The following is a 17,477-nucleotide window of genomic DNA, read 5'->3' on the forward strand; positions in this document are numbered from 1 at the left end:
CAAAGATGACTTCGTCCCGCCACGCCCCCTACTTGTTAGTCATCGTCGCTCGCGCCTAATTGTTGCAACAGCATGAGTGCCGCGGCCACCGGGCCGGTGCCGTCGTTGGCGTCGAGGCCGCGACCCAGGCCGCTGCCCGCGCCGGCGCCCGCCTTGTAGGGCACCGATAGCTTGCGGCTCTTGGGGAAGTTCACCGCGCCATAGCGATTCTTGAACTCAAAGGCCACCTTCTTGGGAACGTCAACCCCCAGGAAGGTAATGCGTCCACCACTGAGCGTGACGCTCTCGAGCCCCAGGCGCTCGCCGCGAATACGGATGCGCGCGCGGTTGAACAGGTTGAGTCCCGCCAACGGCAGTTCGCCATGCGCGGCCTCGGTCTCCTCCTGCACCTCGTCGATACTCTCCAGGTCCTCAGCCGCAGCGAGCTTGCGGTACACGAGCACGCGCTGGTCCACCGCCGGCATGTACTCCTCGGACAAGAAGTAGTCGGCCGGCAGGTTAATGCCCACGCTCGCCGCCTCCACGCCGGCATCGTCGTCGCCGCGCGCCTCGGCCACGGCCTGCCCCAGCATCTGCGTAAACAGGTCAAAGCCCACACTCGACAGGTTGCCGTGCTGCTCGGCGCCCATGAGCGAGCCGGCACCACGGATCTCCAGGTCACGCATGGCGATGCGCATGCCGCTGCCCAGGTCCTGAAACTCGGAAAGTGCGGTCAGGCGTGCCGTAGCCTCCTCGGTAAGCGGCAGCTCGCCCGGGAACATAAAGTACGCATAGGCCTGCGTGGCAGAGCGGCCCACACGGCCCTTGAGCTGGTAGAGCTGCGCCAGACCTAGGCGCTGCGAGTCCTCGATGATCAGTGTGTTGGCGGTCGAGTTGTCGATGCCGCTCTCCACGATGGTCGTGGCGATGAGCACGTCGATCTTTTTGGTCGCGAACTCGATCATCACGTCCTCGACCTCGCGCGGGCTCATCTTGCCGTGTGCCACACCCACGCGCGCCTCGGGCGCGGCCTCGTGCACGCGCGCCACGGCGTCGTCGATAGTCTTGACGCGGTTGGACACGTAATACACCTGACCGCCGCGGCCCACCTCCAGGCGAATCGCCGCACTCACCACGTCGGGGTCGTACTCCCCCACGTGCACGATCACGGGACGACGCCCGGTCGGCGGTGTGGTGATCAGGCTCATGTCGCGCACGCCGCTCGTGGCCATCTGCATGGTTCGCGGAATCGGCGTTGCCGAAAGCGTGAGCACGTCAATCTGCTCGCGCAGGTTCTTGAGCTGCTCCTTGTGCTGAACGCCAAAGCGCTGCTCCTCGTCGATGATCACCATGCCCAGGTTCTTGGGGTTCACATCGGCCGAAAGCAAGCGGTGCGTGCCGATGAGCACATCAATCGTGCCCTCGGCAAACGCCTTAAGCGCACGCTTCTGCTGCGCCGGGGTGCGGAAGCGGCTGAGCACTTCGACCTCCAGGCCAAACGGGGCAAAGCGCTCAAAAAACGTCTCGTAGTGCTGCTGGGCCAGAATGGTCGTGGGGCAGAGCACCATGACTTGGCGGCCGGAGTCCACGCACTTAAACGCCGCGCGCAGGGCAACCTCGGTCTTGCCGAAACCCACGTCGCCGCACAGCAGGCGGTCCATGGGCTTGGGCGCCTCCATGTCGGCCTTGATGTCGGCGATAGCCTCCAGCTGGTCGCGCGTCTCGTCGTAGGGGAAGCTCTCCTCCATCTCGATCTGCTCGGGCGTATCGGGCGGGCAGGCGATGCCTGCGATCGACGAGCGGCGCGTATACAGGTCGACCAGGTCAAACGCCAGCTTTTTGGCATTCTTGCGCGCCTTATTGGTGGCACGCGTCCAGTCGGCAGTGTTGAGCCTGGTCAGGCGCGGCTTGTCGCCGTCGGGGCCAACATAGCGTGTGATGCGGTCAACCTGCTCCAGCGGCACGTAGAGCTTGTCGCCATCGGCATATTCCAGCAAAAAGTAGTCGCGTTCCTTGCCGCCCACTTCCTGACGCGCGATCTCGCTAAAGAGCGCGATGCCGTGGGTAGCGTGCACCACGTAGTCGCCCGGCTTAAACGGGAAGGTGATCTGCGTAATGTCAACCTTGCGGCGGCTGCGCGCGCGGTTGGCATCCATGCGGGCGTTGAGGTCGGCGATCGAGAACACGGCCAGGTTGGCATCGGGCACCACCACGCCCTGCGGCAGGGCAGCGTCCACAAAGGTCACGCGCCCGCGCGAGATGGTGGGCACGGCGGCGCCGGCGGCTGCCTGGGCGGCACCTGCCTCGAGCGAGCGGGCGTTGAGCGCGTCGGCCTTGCGCTCGCGAATTGCAGCATGGGCATCCTGACGGGCAGCACGGTCGGCAGAATCTGCCGCCGCCACGCGCACGCGCTCGCCAATGACGCCGGCGTTTTCGGGCGCCGCGGTCAGCGATTCCTCAAAGGTAATGCCCTCGTCGCCAAAGGTGAGCTCCATCGACTCGCGCGCACCGCGGTCGGGAATGGCAAACACGCAGGCGTAACGCTTGCCCACGACTTCCTGAATGCGCGTCATAAAGCGATTGTCCGAACCCGCGATGGCCGGCTGCTCAATCTTGAGCTCGGCCGTAACCGCACCGCCGGCACGGATGAGGCTTACGTAGTTCAGGCGCTGCTGAGCACCAAAATCGAGCTGCTGGGCACGTACATACAGGCCATCCAGTCGGTCGACCCCCGCCTCGCCGGCACGGGCCTCGATATCCTCGTAGGCACGCAGGCAATCGTCGAACAGCGAGCGCGGCTCGGACAGCACCACGAGCGCCTTGCCGCTCACGTGCGCCAGCGGGCTCACGGTCTGGCCGTACATCACCGGCAAAAAGCGGTCGAGCTCGGGCGTGACGATGCGCGCATCCACCATCTCGAGCAATGCGGCCAGTTTGCTGTCGTCCTGGCTGGCGCGATAAAGCGCCACATGCATGTTGTGGACGGCCTCGTCGGTAAGCGCCAGCTCACGGCAGGGGAAGATCTCGATGCTGTCCTCGTTGCCGATGGTCTGCCCCGTTGAGCTCACCATGCGACGGATGCGATCGATCTCGTCGCCGAAGAACTCGATGCGCACGGGCGCTTTTTCCTGCGCGGGGAACACCTCGACGGTGTCGCCGTGCACGTGGAACAGGCCAGGCGCGTCGGCGGCGCCGGCATTGGTGTAACCCATGCCCACCAGGCGCTGCGGCACCTCGTCAAAAGGAATCTCCTCGCCCACCGCAAAAGTGGTGGACTCCCAATAGCGACTCTCGACCGGCGGCACGCAGCGCAGCAGCGCGCGGGCCGAGGCGACCATGATGCAGTTGTCACCGCGAACGATGCGTCCCAGGGCCTCGCAGCGCTGGGCAACCACAGCATCGTCGGGCGCCTGCTCGCGCCACGGATAGTCCTTGCGCTCGGGAAAACGGCACACGTGTGCCAGACCCACGTAGGCGGCAAGGCTGCGCGCGGCGCGATCGGCCGCGTCCTCGCCGCTCACAATGTAGACCGTGGGGCGCGGACGGCGCGCAAACTGGGCTGCCGCCATAAGCGTACGGCCCGATTGCGACACGGCCAGCGTCACGTCCTCGCCGGCATCGAGTCCGGCCTCGACGGCCTGCAAGGCCTCGGCAGTGTAGAGCTGCGCGGCTATACGGTGAATGAGCATGCTGTTCCTCCGGCATCGCAACGCCAAAAGCCCGCCGAGGCAAGCTCGGCGGGTCGTACGTCAAAGATCATTGTTGTCATGGTAGCGCATGGAGAAGGACTCCGGCTCAAGGGCAAACCAAGCCCCGCAAAAAACGCCAGACGAAAATGCGTTCCGCCCTACCCCGCCACGCGCACGCTGGGACACAAATCCGCCAGCGGACACTCGTCGCACTTAGGCTTGCGGGCGTCGCAGACCTCGCGGCCAAAGGTGATCCACTGGTGGTTGACCGACTCCCAATACTCGTGCGGCAAAATCTTGAGCAGATCTTGCTCGGTCTTGAGCGGCTCCTTGGCATGCGTCTTGGGGCTCAGCATCAGGCGGTGCGCGATGCGGTTGACGTGCGTGTCGACCGCGATGCCCTCGACAATGCCAAACCCCACGTTGAGCACGATGTTCGCCGTCTTGCGGCCAACGCCCGGCAGCTTGACGAGCTCCTTCATGTCGGCCGGTACCTCGCCGCCATAATCGGCGACGATCATCTGCGCGGCCTCCACGGCGTGTTTGGCCTTACTCTTATAAAAGCCAAGCGACTTAATGGTATCGGCCACATCGGCCACGCTCGCCCCCGCCATGGCCTCGGGCGTGGGCCACTGGGAAAACAGCTTCGGCGTCACTTTGTTGACCTGCGCGTCGGTCGTCTGCGCCGAGAGTAGCACCGCGATGAGCAGCCTAAAGGGATTCTCATGGTCCAAAAAGCACTCGACCGGGCCATAGCGACGGTTAAGGCGCTCGCACACCTCAACGGCGCGCTCGCGTTTGGCGGCATTGGTCTCGCGTGGCATAACGACTCCTCGGCTCAGCGGCATAACAAACCTATTGGCACGATTGTCCCACGTATGGGGTCTTTACGCCTCCAAAAATGCGCCGGTCTGGCGGCCCCACAGGCTTGCGTACTCGCCGCCCGCCTCGACAAGCTGCGCATGCGTACCGTCCTCGACAATCTCGCCGTCCGCCAGCACCACGATGCGGTCGAGCGCCGCCACGGTGGACAGGCGATGCGCCACCACAATGGAGGTGCGGCCGCGCATAAGGTTCTCGAGCGCCTCCTGCACCAGCGCCTCGGACTCGCTATCCAGGGCAGACGTCGCCTCGTCGAGCACCAAAATCGGCGCGTCGGTCAGGATAGCGCGGGCGATGGCCACGCGCTGGCGTTGGCCGCCCGAGAGCTTGACGCCGCGCTCGCCCACCATGGTGTCAAAGCCGTTGGGCAGGCGGTCGATAAACTCCAGGGCATTTGCCAGGCGCGCGGCCTCTCGGATCTGCTCGTCGGTGGCGTCGGGGCGGCCGTAGGCGATATTCTCGCGAATGGAGCGATGGAACAGCAGCGCCTCCTGCGGCACGTAGGCAACCTGGCGGCGCAGGCTCTGCTGCGTGCAGCGCGAGACGTCCTGGCCGTCCACGAGCACGCGACCGCCCTGTACATCGTCCAGGCGCAACAATAACTTGGTGAGCGTCGTCTTGCCCGAGCCCGATTTGCCCACCAGGCCCACGCGCTGGCCCGCCGCCACATGGAGCGTCAGGTCGTCGAACACGCTCACGCCCGCCGCGGCGTCACGGTATGCAAAGCTCAGGTGCTCAAAATCAATCGCGCCCTCGCCCACCTTGAGCTCGGGGGCGTTCTCGTCGTCTGCCACCAGACGCGGCTCGTCCAGCACGCGCGTCATCTCGGCCGCATCGCCCAGCGCGCGGTTGATGCGCTGCATCATGGAGCTTACGTAGTTCAGACGCATGGTGAGGTTGTACGTATAGGTAAAGATCATGACGAGCGCGCCGGCCGAAATGCCAAACCACGCGTTGCCACCCGCGACGAACACACTCACCACGGCCATGGTGATGACGATAAGGCCCGAGGTCGTAAAGTTGCGCTGCATCATGGCGTGCATCGAAACCGTTTCGGCATCGCGCGCGGCGCGGTCGGCGGTATCGAACAGGTCGCGCTCAAAGTCCTCGCGCCCACAGGTCTTGACGGCCAGGATATTCGTGACCGCGTCGGACAGCACGCCCGACAGCTTGTTCTGCGCGGCGGACGTCGCGGCCGAAAGCGGCATGATGCGCTTGTACATAAGCCAGACAAACGCGATGTAGACGACCATAATGCCCACCAGGATCACGGTAAACGTCGGCACCACCGGGGCGAGCGCCGCCACCGTGCAGACAACCGAGGTGATGGTGGGAATGAGCGAATACACCGTTACGTCCACCAGACCCGTGTAGCCGCTCATAAAACGGCTCGTCTGGCTCACAAGCGATCCGCCAAAGCGGCTGGTGTGGAATGTCATGGATTGATTGGAGAGTGTGTCAAAGCACAGGCGCGCCAAGTGATAATTACCCGCAATCTCGAGCTTGTAGACGGTGTAGTCCTGCAGCTTGGAGAGGATTTGGCCCACTAGGTTAACGAGCACCAGCGCCAGAATGTAAGGGCCAAAGACCTCAAACACCTGGTCACCCGCCACGGGGCCGGCCTGAACGCGGTCAACGATAAGGGCCATCACGTAGGTGTTGGCAAACGTGAGCAAAAAGATGTAGCCCGCCGACGAGAACACCGAGAGAAAGACAATCAGCGGTTGTGTGCGCGTGACGTCCCAAAAACGCTGCAGCGTGCGGCGAACGGTGGAGCGTTTGAGCGGACTGGTGCTTCTCTGAGACATGGGCTTCCTTTCGCATCTGATAGGGCGAAACGCCATTGTTGCACGCTAAAGCGCACTTCAGGCACGTGCGACGCGAAAAGCAGCAGGGCACCCGCGTTTACGCCGGCGCCCCGCCGTTCGTTGCGGCTAGTCCTCGTCTTTTTGGTCTGCGAGCAAGCCCGCGGACGTGAGCCCCAAGATCGCGTCCGCCTCCTCGGCATCCTCCAGCGCATCGATGTCCTTGAGTTTGCGCTCCATAACGTTGGTGCGCGTGGTGATAATGCCCTCGACCGTTTTACCCGCGGTCTCGATCTGCTGCTGGGCGCGGCGCAGCGCCGCCTGATAGCGCGGCAGCTCAGCCTTGACGGCGGAAAGCACGCGCAGCACGTCATCGGTGCGTTTTTGCAACTTAAACGTCTGGTAGCTCATCTGCAGACTGTTGAGGATGGCCGCCATGGTGCTGGGGCCGGCAACGTTGACGTGATAGTCGCGGCCCAGAGTCTCGATAAGCCCGGAGCGGCTGACGACCTCGGCGTACAGGCCCTCAAACGGCACGAACAGAATGCCAAAGTTGGTCGTCGCGGGCACGCTCAGGTACTTCTCGCAAATGTCCTTTGCCTCGCGTTTCACCATCATATCGAGCGTCTTGCGCGCTGCGGCGACGGCCTCCGCGTCGCCCGACTCTTGCGCGTCGAGCAGGTGCTCGTACGCATCGCCCGGGAATTTGGAGTCGATCGGCAGCAGCACGGGATCGCCCTCGTCTACCGGCAGCTTGACGGCAAACTCAACACGCTCCGAGGCGCCAGGCTTGGTGGCAACGTTTTCCAGATACTGGTCGGGCGTAAGGATGTCCGCCAAGATCGCACCCAGCTGCACCTCGCCCAAAATGCCGCGCGCTTTTACATTGCCCAGCACGCGCTTGAGATCGCCCACGCCGGTGGCAATGGACTGCATATCGCCCAAACCCTTGTACACAGCCTCGAGCTGGTCGCTCACCTGCTTAAACGATGCAGACAGGCGATCGTTGAGCGTACGGGAGAGTTTCTCGTCCACCGTCGCGCGCATCTGATCGAGCTGCACGTTGTTGTCCTTGCGGATGGCGCCCAGCTGGGCATCGACCGTCTCGCGCACCTTGTCCAGGCGGTGCTCGATGCCCTCGCGGTTGGCACCGAGCTGTTGGGCCGTCTCGCGGCGCAGGTCATCCATACGGTCGCCAGCCTGCGAGAACTCACGCGCGATGGTCAGGTAGCGCTGCTGCTCTACGGCCGCATCGGTCGTCTGCTGTTGCGCGATGGCATTTGCCGTGCGGCGGGTTTCTGCCAACGCAACGTTCAGGATGTCGAGCGCGTTGTTGGCCTGCTCGAGCGCAGCCAGCATCTCTGCCCCGCTATCGCCACGCTCCCGCAGCTCGGTGCGAAGGCCCTTGAGCTGCAGGGCACAAGCCACAGCAACCCCCACCGCCACCAAGGCGATCACAACAAGCACGATATCAATAGCAGACATAGTCTCCGCCCAACAAACCCAATCGATCATCAATCAAAACCGCGATCAATCTTACCCCGCCACGCGCACTGGGCGCCCGGCCCCTTCTTTGGCGCCCCTCTCCTCCGCATATTCCATAATGCGGCGCGCCGTCTCCCTGCTCACCTTTGAGTCATCACCGGCTAAGTATGCGTACACGTTTCCCTTATTCAGATTCAAATCGCGGCAGAGACCGTAGCGCGTTACGCCCGATTCCCCTAGCGCTCCCAACGTTCTTTTTCGCATCAGGGCGTTGATCCTCCTGTCCGCCACTGGCTTTTCCTTCACCGCTCTATACGCACGCCAAACGTTGGCATAACGGTTGGGGAGTTTGTCCTCGGCGCATAGAGATGCCAGGCTACCCGTTTGGGCGTACAAGGACAAAACGCCTCGGTAACCCTCTTCCATCCACGAACCCTCGGATAAGCCCAGAACGTATTCGGCTTTACCCTGTGCCAAAGCGAGCAAAAACAGGGGCTCCGCCACGCGCGGCGCAACCGTCGTCGCTTGCTTAACCAGTTTTCTAAAACTGAGCGACTGCTGTCCGGATAGCTCTCGGCAATAGCCTTTTAAGAATCCCTCAAAGGTCAGATTCAACCGAGCACCTCCTTTTTGTATTGGCTGTATGCGCAGACCATCTCTTGATAACTCCGCTCCGAAGGCGACGACGCCAGCGCCTCGCCCTCGTCGAATATAAGCCGTTCGAGCAGCCCCCAATCAAGTCGGTCGACGAATGCCTGACTATGAAGATCGATGATGTCGTTCGGACGGTAGGCATAGAGCTTCATTACCGCCAGGTCCTCCAAGAGGAGTCTGCTCTAAATCCTGCTTATACATAACAAATCCTATTATTATTCATCTTCAATAATACTATTCAGTCGCACGACAGGACCCACAGGATGCAAGGATTCCACTCGTGGCGATAATCCCTACACCCTAGAAGTCCTAATGTGACAAACGCTAACTCTCCCAGCCGGCGCGGATTGTTGTTATGACATCGCCTAGGCGCTGGCCGAGGGCTGACAGATGTTGGAGCACTTCGCTGGGCGAAGCACCGTTGAGGATGCAGGTGAGCGCATACGAGACCAAGAAAATCGCCGCAAGGCCTAGCGGAATGAGCACGATCATCGCCAATGTGCGCAGGCGCTGGCCCACGCGGCGACGACGCGCACGACGCTTGTCGAACGCGAGCTCCTGCGCATATGAATCTTGCTGTACGGAATAGGCCTCTGATGCCGATTCGCACCCGGGCACAGCTGCAGGTACAGCAGCGGGCACGACATTTTGCGCAAAGGGCTGGGCTGCCGCCCCTTGCATTTGCATCTCCATGAGTCGTTGCTGCTGACGCAGCATGCGCTCAGCTTGTTGCTGCGGAGTCTCAAGAAACAGATCCATGCTGGCCTCCAAAATCGGAGCATTCGACGCTTACGACCAGCATCCCGCACCGCCATGACCGCGACAACGCAATCGCCGGCAATAGCCACAAAGTTTCTTTTGCTCAAAAGCTGTCGAAAAGCTCAACAACCCCCCTACCAGCACTTTCTCTGAGCTTTTTTCGCCAGCAATCTTTTGGCCTTCCACCCTTACGCCAACTGACCAAAATCTAACCAAAAGCTTGACGAAAATTGTGGAGACCGGGACCCCACACAAAAAGTGCCGCCCCAAAGGGGCGGCACACAAACCAATCTATTAGCCAAAACTCGTTGGCAAGCCCGCGTCGTCAGACCCGCGGCGCATGCCTTTGCCTCGCGTGACTCTGCGAAGCCGTGAGCGAGAGGGAAAGGGATGCGCCGCGGGTCTGACGTCCGGAGCGGTGAAACCAGCAGTTGCCCTGCGCTCCGTGGTCGGTGAGGACAGACTACATGCCCGCGAGACCGCGGGCGGCGGTGGCGCACATAAACGCCAAGGCTAAAATCACGAGCGAGCCCGCAATGTCTGCCAGCACGCCCATTGCACGACGCTCAAACAACCAGCTCTCAAAGTGCGGGGCGACGTTGCGCCAAACACGCCACAGCAAGATGCCCATACCGATGACGCCTGGGATATTGAGCAGTAGGATCTCGGAGCACAAAAGACCGATCAGGTTGCCGGCGGCAAAACCAGCGTCGCCCTCGCAGTATTTGCGATAAATCATGTACAACATGTACGCCACAAACGGCTGCAGGCACGCAGAGATAAACGTAACCACCATCGAGGGGTCCTGAGAAAAGACATCGGTGAGTTTATCGACACTCGTGGCATCTTTCGAAGCCAAGAACAAGCCAATGACCACCACGGGCACCACGCCCAAGATAACCTCGACCAGAGTAAACAACTTAGCAGTCAGATCCTCGCTAGCCGTATTGAGGTGAGGCGCCCACTCAGGATGAGCATGCGCGCCAACCTTCTTGTCCTTCTCGACACGATCGACCTTTTTACCCTCGGCAACCCGACGACCAGGATCCTTGCGAGTTCCCGCCGCAGCAACCCGAGCCCGAGACTTCTTACCCATACAAAAACACCCCATCAGGTAGTAGATAAACTAAAAGTCGCCACCCAGTGTACCCCACCCATGAACGGTGCCGTCCCAACCAGTCCCCATACAAAAACGTGCCGCCCCGATAGGGGCGGCACACAAACTTAGTTATCAGCTTTTCTGTAGCGAGCACGCAACGAACCAAAGCGGGCCGGGAGGGCCGGACTACCTTCCCTCAACGCGACCCTGCGAAGCCGTGAGCGAGGAGGGAAGGTAGTCCGGCCCTCCCGGCCCAGCTCACGCCAGCGCCAAGCGCTAGTAGTTCACCACCTGCTCCTCAAAGTACGCCTTCGGGTGGTTACACACCGGGCACACCTCAGGCGCCTCGGCACCAACGTGCAGGTGCCCGCAGTTCAGGCACTTCCACACCTTCACGCCCTCACGCTCAAACACCTCGCCCGACTCGATGCGCTCGACGAGCTTGTTGTAGCGCTCCTCGTGAGCCTTCTCCACGGCACCGACGCCACGGAACTTCTCGGCGATCTCGGCAAAGCCCTCCTCCTCGGCGGTCTTGGCAAACTCGTCATACATCGTGGTCCACTCGTAGTTCTCGCCCGCGGCGGCGTCGCGCAGGTTGTCCAGAGTGCCCGGAACGGCACCGTCGTGCAGATACTTAAACCACAGCTTGGCATGCTCGGACTCGTTGCCCGCCGTCTCGGCAAAGATATTCGAAATCTGAACGTAGCCGTCCTTTTTGGCCTTGGATGCATAGTAGCGATACTTGGTGTGCGCCTGGGACTCACCGGCAAAAGCGGTCTCGAGGTTCTTCTTGGTCTGAGAGTTCTCAAAATCCATAGGTGTACTTCCCTTCAACACATGCCGCCCATAGACTTTGAGCGGCCTTGTCTTTAGGATGCCCTCATGCCGAGAATTTAAACCTTATAATCCTGTTCTTCAGATTCGAGCGAGCTATACACTCAGCCAACGATCGCCCTCGGAGCCGCAAAAGCCCTCGCGCTCCAGATCGGCAAGAATGCTTGTGACCAGCTCGCGCTCGACCGGCTCTCGGCCGGCTGCCGTCTCCATCTCGTTAACGCCTGCAACGGCTTCATCGAGCGTAATACCTGCCGGTTGCCCATCGCGCGCCGCCAGCAGCATGCGCACAATGTGGGCGCGCTTTTGGCGACGCGAGCCCTCGAACTTGGACTGACGACTATAGCCCGCCGAGCGCCTGGACGGATTGGGCAGCGTCTTCTTAAGATACGCGCCATAATCTAGCAGCGCGTAATACCACGCGCGCGGCGTGTCGGCATCGTCTTGAGGCACGGCAAAGGGCGCGATCTCATCCGCCACCGCACCGGGGGCCGCCGGACAGGCGGCTTGAATCAGCGGCACCAGCTCGCGATCGGGAACAGCCGGTACATCGGGAAAGAAGTGATGCAGAAAGACTGTGCGCACGTTGGTCTCTAGATACACACCCGGAAGATCAAACGCAAACGACCGGATACCCTGCGCCGTTGCCGGGCCAATACCAGGCAGAGCGACCAAGTCACGCGTCTCACGCGGAAACTCCCCGTCCCAGTCCTCTACAACGCGCTGAGCGGCCCCGTGAAGCGCCAGAGCGCGTCGGTTGTAGCCCATGCCCTGCCAAGCGTCCAAAACATCGGAAGGCGCGGCCTGGGCAAGCGCCTGCACAGTCGGAAAACGATCGAGCCACACCGGCATGCGCGCCTCCACACGCGGCACCTGTGTTTGCTGCAGCATGACCTCGGAAAGCCAAATGATGTACGGGTCACGCGTACGGCGCCACGGAAGGTCGCGATAACGCAGGACCCCTTCCGAACGAATCATCGAACGAAAGGGGTCCTGAATCATGGCTATGCTCCTTATGCGGCGTTATTCCTCCCGGTAAGCGCACGCGCAGGTGGCGTACTCGGGAAACGCTTCGCGGTCGGCGAACTTGGGATCGACGGCCGGGAACTGGCGGTGAGCGACGATGTCGCCGAGCGAAACGGAATCGAGGTAGTCGCGCATCAACGCCTGGGCTCCGGCCCACAGGGGATGATAGCAGCACGTGCCCATGCGCGCACAGTCACCATCGGGCGCGGTGCAATCGTTCATAACCATAGGGCCCTGAACGGCCTCGACGACCTGGCGGATAGTAACATCGTCCGGACTGACCTTGAGACGCATGCCACCGTGGACGCCACGCAGGCTCTCCACAATACCGGCCTGGACCAAACCGTGCTGAATCGAGCGGGCAAACGAATACGGGACATTGACCTCTTCGGCAGCGGTGCGAACAGAAAGCAAACGCTCCGGATCCTCGGCAAGCATCGCCAGCATACGAAGGGCGTAATCAGTCTTCCTCGATATGTCCATTTTTCCCCTTTCAAGGAATACGAACAGCTCGAACGAGCTCCGGGGCCGAGCTTGTGTCGAGACGCTAAATGACCGCCAGGACATCCAAATGGTAAATCGGATATCCACTGAGTGCCGCGCTTGGAGCGAAATGCATCAGATGCGGCGCACAGTGCAATTTAGTATAACCTAACCCCCTGCCTCGTAGAACAGGTGTTGCGCAACAAAGCTGTTGTTCAGACAAATATACTTATTAGATTTTACTTGCGTTCCCGAAGGCGCGGGGATTCTGGGCGAAGATGCACCAGGGCGATCGTTCTATCGAAACAAAGTGCATCAAACGCAAAAAGCCACGTCCGAAGACGTGGCTTTAATTGCGTTGGCGGGAAGTACGGGGCTCGAACCCGCGACCTCCGACGTGACAGGCCGGCGCTCTAACCAAACTGAGCTAACTCCCCAGGCAGACGTTCGCGTTTGTTTCCGCTCGCGTGCGCTGCGGGGATTAGTATACACAGAAGTCTGTCCGCCGCGCAACAACTTTTTTGAAAAAATTTTTCGGGGCCATCCGGGAGGGTCTCCGGGGCTGAGGGCGGGGGTTAAGTTTGCTGCTCTACAGTCCTGCGCAAGACGGAAAGCACATTAAGTGCTTTCCTTTGCGTGCGGAACTCGCGACAAACTTAACCCCCGCCCTCAGCCCCGGAGACCCTCCCTGCCGTCACTTTGTTCAACCAGTTTTGCGGGCGTGCGCCGCTGCGCGGCTAGCCCGCGTGCTCCTCGGCGGGGTTGGTCTGATGGATCTTGTTGAACTTTGGCCTTTGGCTTAAAGAAAAACGGGAGATGCGGCTTGCATCCCCCGTTTTTGTTGCGGTTAGTCTAGGTCAATAAACTTGGTGCTTATGATCTTGCCGTCTTTTACTAGCATTCTGGCCATGGTGGGGCCTCGGGTGCCTCTGGGGTAGCTGGCGCTGCCCGGGTTGAGGACTAAGCAACGGCCCACTTGGGCTTCTTTGGTTACGTGGGTGTGGCCGTTGATGGCTACGTCTACGGATCCCACCGGAAGGTCTTCACGGTAGTGGGCTACGGCGAATTTGAGGCCTTCGTAGGTGAAGAGGGCCAGACGGTCTACATCCGGGCCGTAGTCGCGGTAGTAGTCGTTGTTGCCTAGGACCGCTCGCACGGGGGCGATGGTGCATAGATGTTCGTAATCCATCTCTGAGGTGAGGTCTCCGGCGTGGATGATCAGATCTGCGCCCTTGAGCTCGTCCAGAAGCGCAGGCGAAAGATAGCCGTGAGTGTCCGAGATGATGTCGATACGCTTGGCGCTTGCACTGTTCATGGGATCCCTTCCGCAAAAAACGATTCGGCAGATACATACAAAAAAGGCCCCACGGCTCCGCAGACGATGGGTCTACAGGGCTGCGGGGCCAGTGTGCTAGAGACTCAGAGCCTTCTTGAGCGGCACGACGCGGCGGCGCGAAACCGGCACGCGTTCGTCGACGCCCGTAATGCCCAGCTGGATGGCGCCCGAGGGCACCGTCTCCACATCCGTGACGCACGCCAAGTTAACGATATAGCGGCGGTGAACACGGAAGAAGCCAAAGTCGCAGAGCTTGGCCTCAAACTGCGCCAGCGAGGTCGTCGACAAAAAGCGATCATCGACGGTATAGATGCAGGAGTAATCGTCCTTGGCCATGATAAAGCGAATGTCGTCCACGGGAATGAGCACCTTGCGGCCGCCCTTTTCCACCGGGATACGCTCGATGGTCACCTTGCTGTCCGTAACCGGCTTGGCGCGTTGCATGACCTTCTCGATCGCGCGATCCAAGCGAGCTTCTTCGACCGGCTTCATCAGATAATCGACGGCATCCACGTCGAATGCCTCGACCGCATGGTCACTATACGCAGTCACAAACACGATCGCCGGCGGATTTTTGAGCTTATGCAGCGCCTCGGCAAGTTGCAGGCCCGAGGCACCGGGCATCGAGATATCGAGAAACACGACATCCACGCGACTTTCCATAAGCATCTCGATGGCGGAGCGGACGCTCGACGCCTCCGTGATCGTGCCGATCTTGCCCGTTTGCTCGAGCAGGAAGCGAAGCTCCGAGCGAGCCGGCGCCTCATCATCCACAATCATCGCACGCAGCATAGGGATAAAACCTTTCGTCAACTAACTACGCCGGGCATCCGCCGCATGACGTTGAGCCCGTAGCCTTTTATTTTACTCTTGAATGTCAAAGATGCTCTCTGACAAATCAAGATGAAGGAGCACTTTGGTGCCCTTGCCCGGCGCCGATTCGACACGCGTATAGGAGTGCGGCCCATAAAAGCGATGGATGCGCTCCGAAATATTGTGCATGGCCACACCGGCGCCGCCACCCTGGGGAGAGCTGGCGTCGGGACGGGCAGAGCGCTCGTCAAACAGTCTGGCGGCGGTACCCTCATCCATGCCCACGCCATTATCGGCCACGGCAATCAAGATTGCATCCTCGCCGTCTTGGTGAACGGTCACGTCGATCCTCAGGGCGTCGTCATCGCCCATACCATGACGTACGGCGTTCTCGACAATCGGCTGGATCACGAACGCCGGCACCAGCGTATCTTCCACGTCCTCGGACACATCGAACGTCGCAAGCACGCGGTCCTCGCCAAAGCGGGCCTTCTCAAAGGTAAGGTAGCGCTTGGTCTGTGCAACCTCGCGCGAGACCGGAATGAGCGATCCCGAGTTGTCGAGCGTGGCACGATAGAACGATGAGAACTCACGAAGCAGTTCGCGGGCCCGCAGCGGGTCGGTGCGCGTAAACGATGCAATGGTGTTCAGTGTGTTGAACAGGAAGTGCGGGTTAATCTGCGCCTGCAGCGCACGCACCTCAGCGCGCGCTGTGAGTTCCTTTTGCACCTCGAGCTCGTGGATGGCGAGCTGCGTGGACAAGATCTCGGCAAAGCCCGAGGCAAGCGCGTACTGGGTGCGGTCGACGGCGCGCGGGGTCTTGTAGTAGAACTTGAGCGTGCCGACGGTACGATCGCCCACCTTGATGGGGGCGATAATGCCGGCGGGGACTTGGTTGTGCGAGCCATCCGAGCCCACGACATCCACCATACGGTTGAACGACTGCACGATGCCATGTTCGATAACGTAGCGCGTGGCAAGCGTGTGGATGGGAGAATCTGGCAGTAGTTTTTCCTCAAACTCGCCCGCGCAGGCCAACACGTTGCCCTCGTCGGTGATGGCAACTGTCATGGCGCGCGTCTCGGGCAAAATGCGCCGGCACACCAAACGCGCCGACTCCTGCGTCAGACCGCCCTTAATGTCCTCGAGCATGGCCGAGGCCACCGAGAGCGTCTCCTCGGTGTACTGGGAGCGCACCGAATCGGGATTGAGCGTCAAAAAGATAAAGATGCACAGAAAGATGCACAGCAGCGCGCAGGCAATCACCGTGGCGATCGGCTCGATACCGGTCACCAAGGCAAAAATAAAGTACACCAGCACGCAAATGGCGCAGGCAACGGCAATGATGCGAAAGATTGATATTGAACTATCGCGCTGGGCGCGGCGGTCGATCATTCGGCCCCCTCCAGGATACTGATCAGTTGTGCGTCACGCCAAAGCCCGTCCATGATCTTGGGCCAAAAGCTCTGGAAACGCAGGTAGCTTGCAGCGTTTTGGCGCGCATAGGCCTTTGCCTCGTCGATACCATGGCGCCAGATGCGCAGGTAGCCCTCATGCTCGCGGGTAAACACGCTGCGGACCATAGCGGTCTTGCGCACGCGGTCGTCGAGCTCGCGCGAAATCCACGGGCCCGGGTAGGGCATGAGCGATGCCGCCGTAACGGGAATGAGCTCCTTTTGATGCGCGGCGAATGTCAACTTTGCCCTTTCGTAGTACCAACGGTATACATCCTGCATAAAGCGCGGTGAGCGCTTTTCGGACTCCGGAGGCAGATGACGCACGGTCCACTCGTTATCGAACCACACGTCGTAGCCAAACATGCGCATGTTAAAGAGGTAATCCAAGTCCTCGCCGCGGGTGATAAACGGGTCAAAGGCTACACGCGTAAAGGCGCGGGCGTGCAGGGCCATCAGGCCGCCGCACACGTAGTTGGAGCGCGAGATGCGGGTGCCCGAGAGCGCCTTTTTCATCCAACGGTTGAACTCGATGCGCTTGGTCCACCAACGATGGCAGATGCCCGCCTTGTCCGTGGGAGCCAGCGGCGAGCCGTCGCGATCGTAGAAATAGCCGCTCTTGACCAAGATCGGCAAGCCCTGACGCGTCTGCTGCCCCAACGCATAGGTCGCGCGCTTCATAAAGTCGGCGTCGATGACAGTCTCATCGTCATCCAAGAAGATAACCGCGTCATGCCCCAGCACAGCGGCGCAGGCTAGCCCCATATTGCGGATGGCACCGTAGCCTCGCAGGCTCACGCACTCGCCCGAACCCTTGGGCGCGATCTGAGCAACCCGGTCTGCGATGCGCGAGGCCTGGGTGTTGGTGACAACGGTGACCTTGAGCGTGGGATGCGCGTCGACAATCTCGTGCACGCGCAGCGACACATCGGCTGTGGCAGAAACGGGACAGACCACCAAAAGGATGATGCGCGGGATGTCACGTACCTGCTCAAGCGAGACCAGGCAGCGGTCGAGTTCGGGATTGTCGGCGTTGAGTCGCGTCGAATGGTCATAGGTGCCAGGGGCGTTTGCGCAAGCGTCATCGCCCGCCCAATACGTTGGAATTACGACCGTGGCGTTCATGCCTTACCCTCCCTGCAACACAAAAACGGGACGCCGCCAAACACAGGCGACGCC

The 17,477-nt window shown here is 60.9% G+C and carries 15 protein-coding genes and 1 tRNA gene; all 16 read right to left on the reverse strand.

Going from position 1 to position 17,477, the window contains the following annotated elements:
• Window positions 1–35: 35 nt before the first annotated feature.
• The 16 genes from mfd to ACESWY_RS00695 all read right to left on the reverse strand — a co-directional run bounded on the left by mfd (window position 36) and on the right by ACESWY_RS00695 (window position 17,423).
• A complete protein-coding gene (mfd, locus tag ACESWY_RS00620; RefSeq protein ID WP_373092801.1) occupies window positions 36–3,668 on the reverse strand; it encodes a transcription-repair coupling factor in 3,633 nt (1,210 codons plus the stop codon).
• A gap of 158 nt (window positions 3,669–3,826) precedes the next feature.
• A complete protein-coding gene (nth, locus tag ACESWY_RS00625) occupies window positions 3,827–4,492 on the reverse strand; it encodes an endonuclease III (protein ID WP_373092799.1) in 666 nt (221 codons plus the stop codon).
• A gap of 63 nt (window positions 4,493–4,555) precedes the next feature.
• Window positions 4,556–6,358, reverse strand: a complete 1,803-nt coding sequence (locus ACESWY_RS00630; protein WP_373092797.1) for an ABC transporter ATP-binding protein — start codon at window positions 6,356–6,358, stop codon at window positions 4,556–4,558.
• Window positions 6,359–6,484: 126 nt separating this feature from the next.
• Window positions 6,485–7,840: a DNA recombination protein RmuC gene (locus ACESWY_RS00635; protein ID WP_373092795.1), complete on the reverse strand. Its 1,356-nt coding sequence runs from the start codon at window positions 7,838–7,840 to the stop codon at window positions 6,485–6,487.
• Window positions 7,841–7,891: 51 nt separating this feature from the next.
• Window positions 7,892–8,455, reverse strand: coding sequence for a hypothetical protein (locus tag ACESWY_RS00640; RefSeq protein ID WP_373092793.1), 564 nt, complete (start codon window positions 8,453–8,455; stop codon window positions 7,892–7,894).
• Complete coding sequence (locus ACESWY_RS00645; protein ID WP_373092791.1) at window positions 8,452–8,664, reverse strand: DUF6036 family nucleotidyltransferase; 213 nt, start codon at window positions 8,662–8,664, stop codon at window positions 8,452–8,454. Before ACESWY_RS00645 ends, ACESWY_RS00640 begins: the two co-directional genes overlap by 4 nt.
• Before the next feature lie 154 nt (window positions 8,665–8,818).
• Window positions 8,819–9,253 (reverse strand): hypothetical protein, encoded by a 435-nt coding sequence (locus ACESWY_RS00650; RefSeq protein ID WP_373092789.1) that lies wholly within the window; start codon window positions 9,251–9,253, stop codon window positions 8,819–8,821.
• A 463-nt stretch (window positions 9,254–9,716) separates the two neighbouring features.
• Window positions 9,717–10,349 (reverse strand): hypothetical protein, encoded by a 633-nt coding sequence (locus ACESWY_RS00655; protein WP_117746790.1) that lies wholly within the window; start codon window positions 10,347–10,349, stop codon window positions 9,717–9,719.
• Window positions 10,350–10,628: 279 nt separating this feature from the next.
• A complete protein-coding gene (gene rbr / locus ACESWY_RS00660) occupies window positions 10,629–11,168 on the reverse strand; it encodes a rubrerythrin (RefSeq protein WP_271737338.1) in 540 nt (179 codons plus the stop codon).
• Window positions 11,169–11,282: 114 nt separating this feature from the next.
• Window positions 11,283–12,188 carry an HhH-GPD family protein gene (locus tag ACESWY_RS00665; protein ID WP_195247015.1) on the reverse strand — a complete coding sequence of 302 codons (906 nt, stop codon included), beginning with the start codon at window positions 12,186–12,188 and terminating at the stop codon, window positions 11,283–11,285.
• A gap of 21 nt (window positions 12,189–12,209) precedes the next feature.
• The gene (locus ACESWY_RS00670) at window positions 12,210–12,695 is read right to left on the reverse strand and encodes an RrF2 family transcriptional regulator (RefSeq protein ID WP_195239506.1); all 486 of its coding nucleotides are present in this window, start codon (window positions 12,693–12,695) and stop codon (window positions 12,210–12,212) included.
• Between the two features lie 359 nt (window positions 12,696–13,054).
• A tRNA-Asp gene (locus ACESWY_RS00675) sits at window positions 13,055–13,132 on the reverse strand.
• A 410-nt stretch (window positions 13,133–13,542) separates the two neighbouring features.
• A complete protein-coding gene (locus ACESWY_RS00680; protein ID WP_138340919.1) occupies window positions 13,543–14,010 on the reverse strand; it encodes a YfcE family phosphodiesterase in 468 nt (155 codons plus the stop codon).
• Window positions 14,011–14,106: 96 nt separating this feature from the next.
• Entirely contained in the window at window positions 14,107–14,823 is a 717-nt protein-coding gene (locus ACESWY_RS00685) for a LytR/AlgR family response regulator transcription factor (RefSeq protein WP_006235156.1), read from the reverse strand.
• A gap of 72 nt (window positions 14,824–14,895) precedes the next feature.
• Complete coding sequence (locus ACESWY_RS00690; RefSeq protein ID WP_055310084.1) at window positions 14,896–16,239, reverse strand: histidine kinase; 1,344 nt, start codon at window positions 16,237–16,239, stop codon at window positions 14,896–14,898.
• A complete protein-coding gene (locus ACESWY_RS00695) occupies window positions 16,236–17,423 on the reverse strand; it encodes a glycosyltransferase (RefSeq protein ID WP_373093267.1) in 1,188 nt (395 codons plus the stop codon). Before ACESWY_RS00695 ends, ACESWY_RS00690 begins: the two co-directional genes overlap by 4 nt.
• Window positions 17,424–17,477 lie beyond the last annotated feature (54 nt).

Source organism: Collinsella aerofaciens ATCC 25986, assembly GCF_964237925.1.
Taxonomy (GTDB): domain Bacteria; phylum Actinomycetota; class Coriobacteriia; order Coriobacteriales; family Coriobacteriaceae; genus Collinsella; species Collinsella aerofaciens_BJ.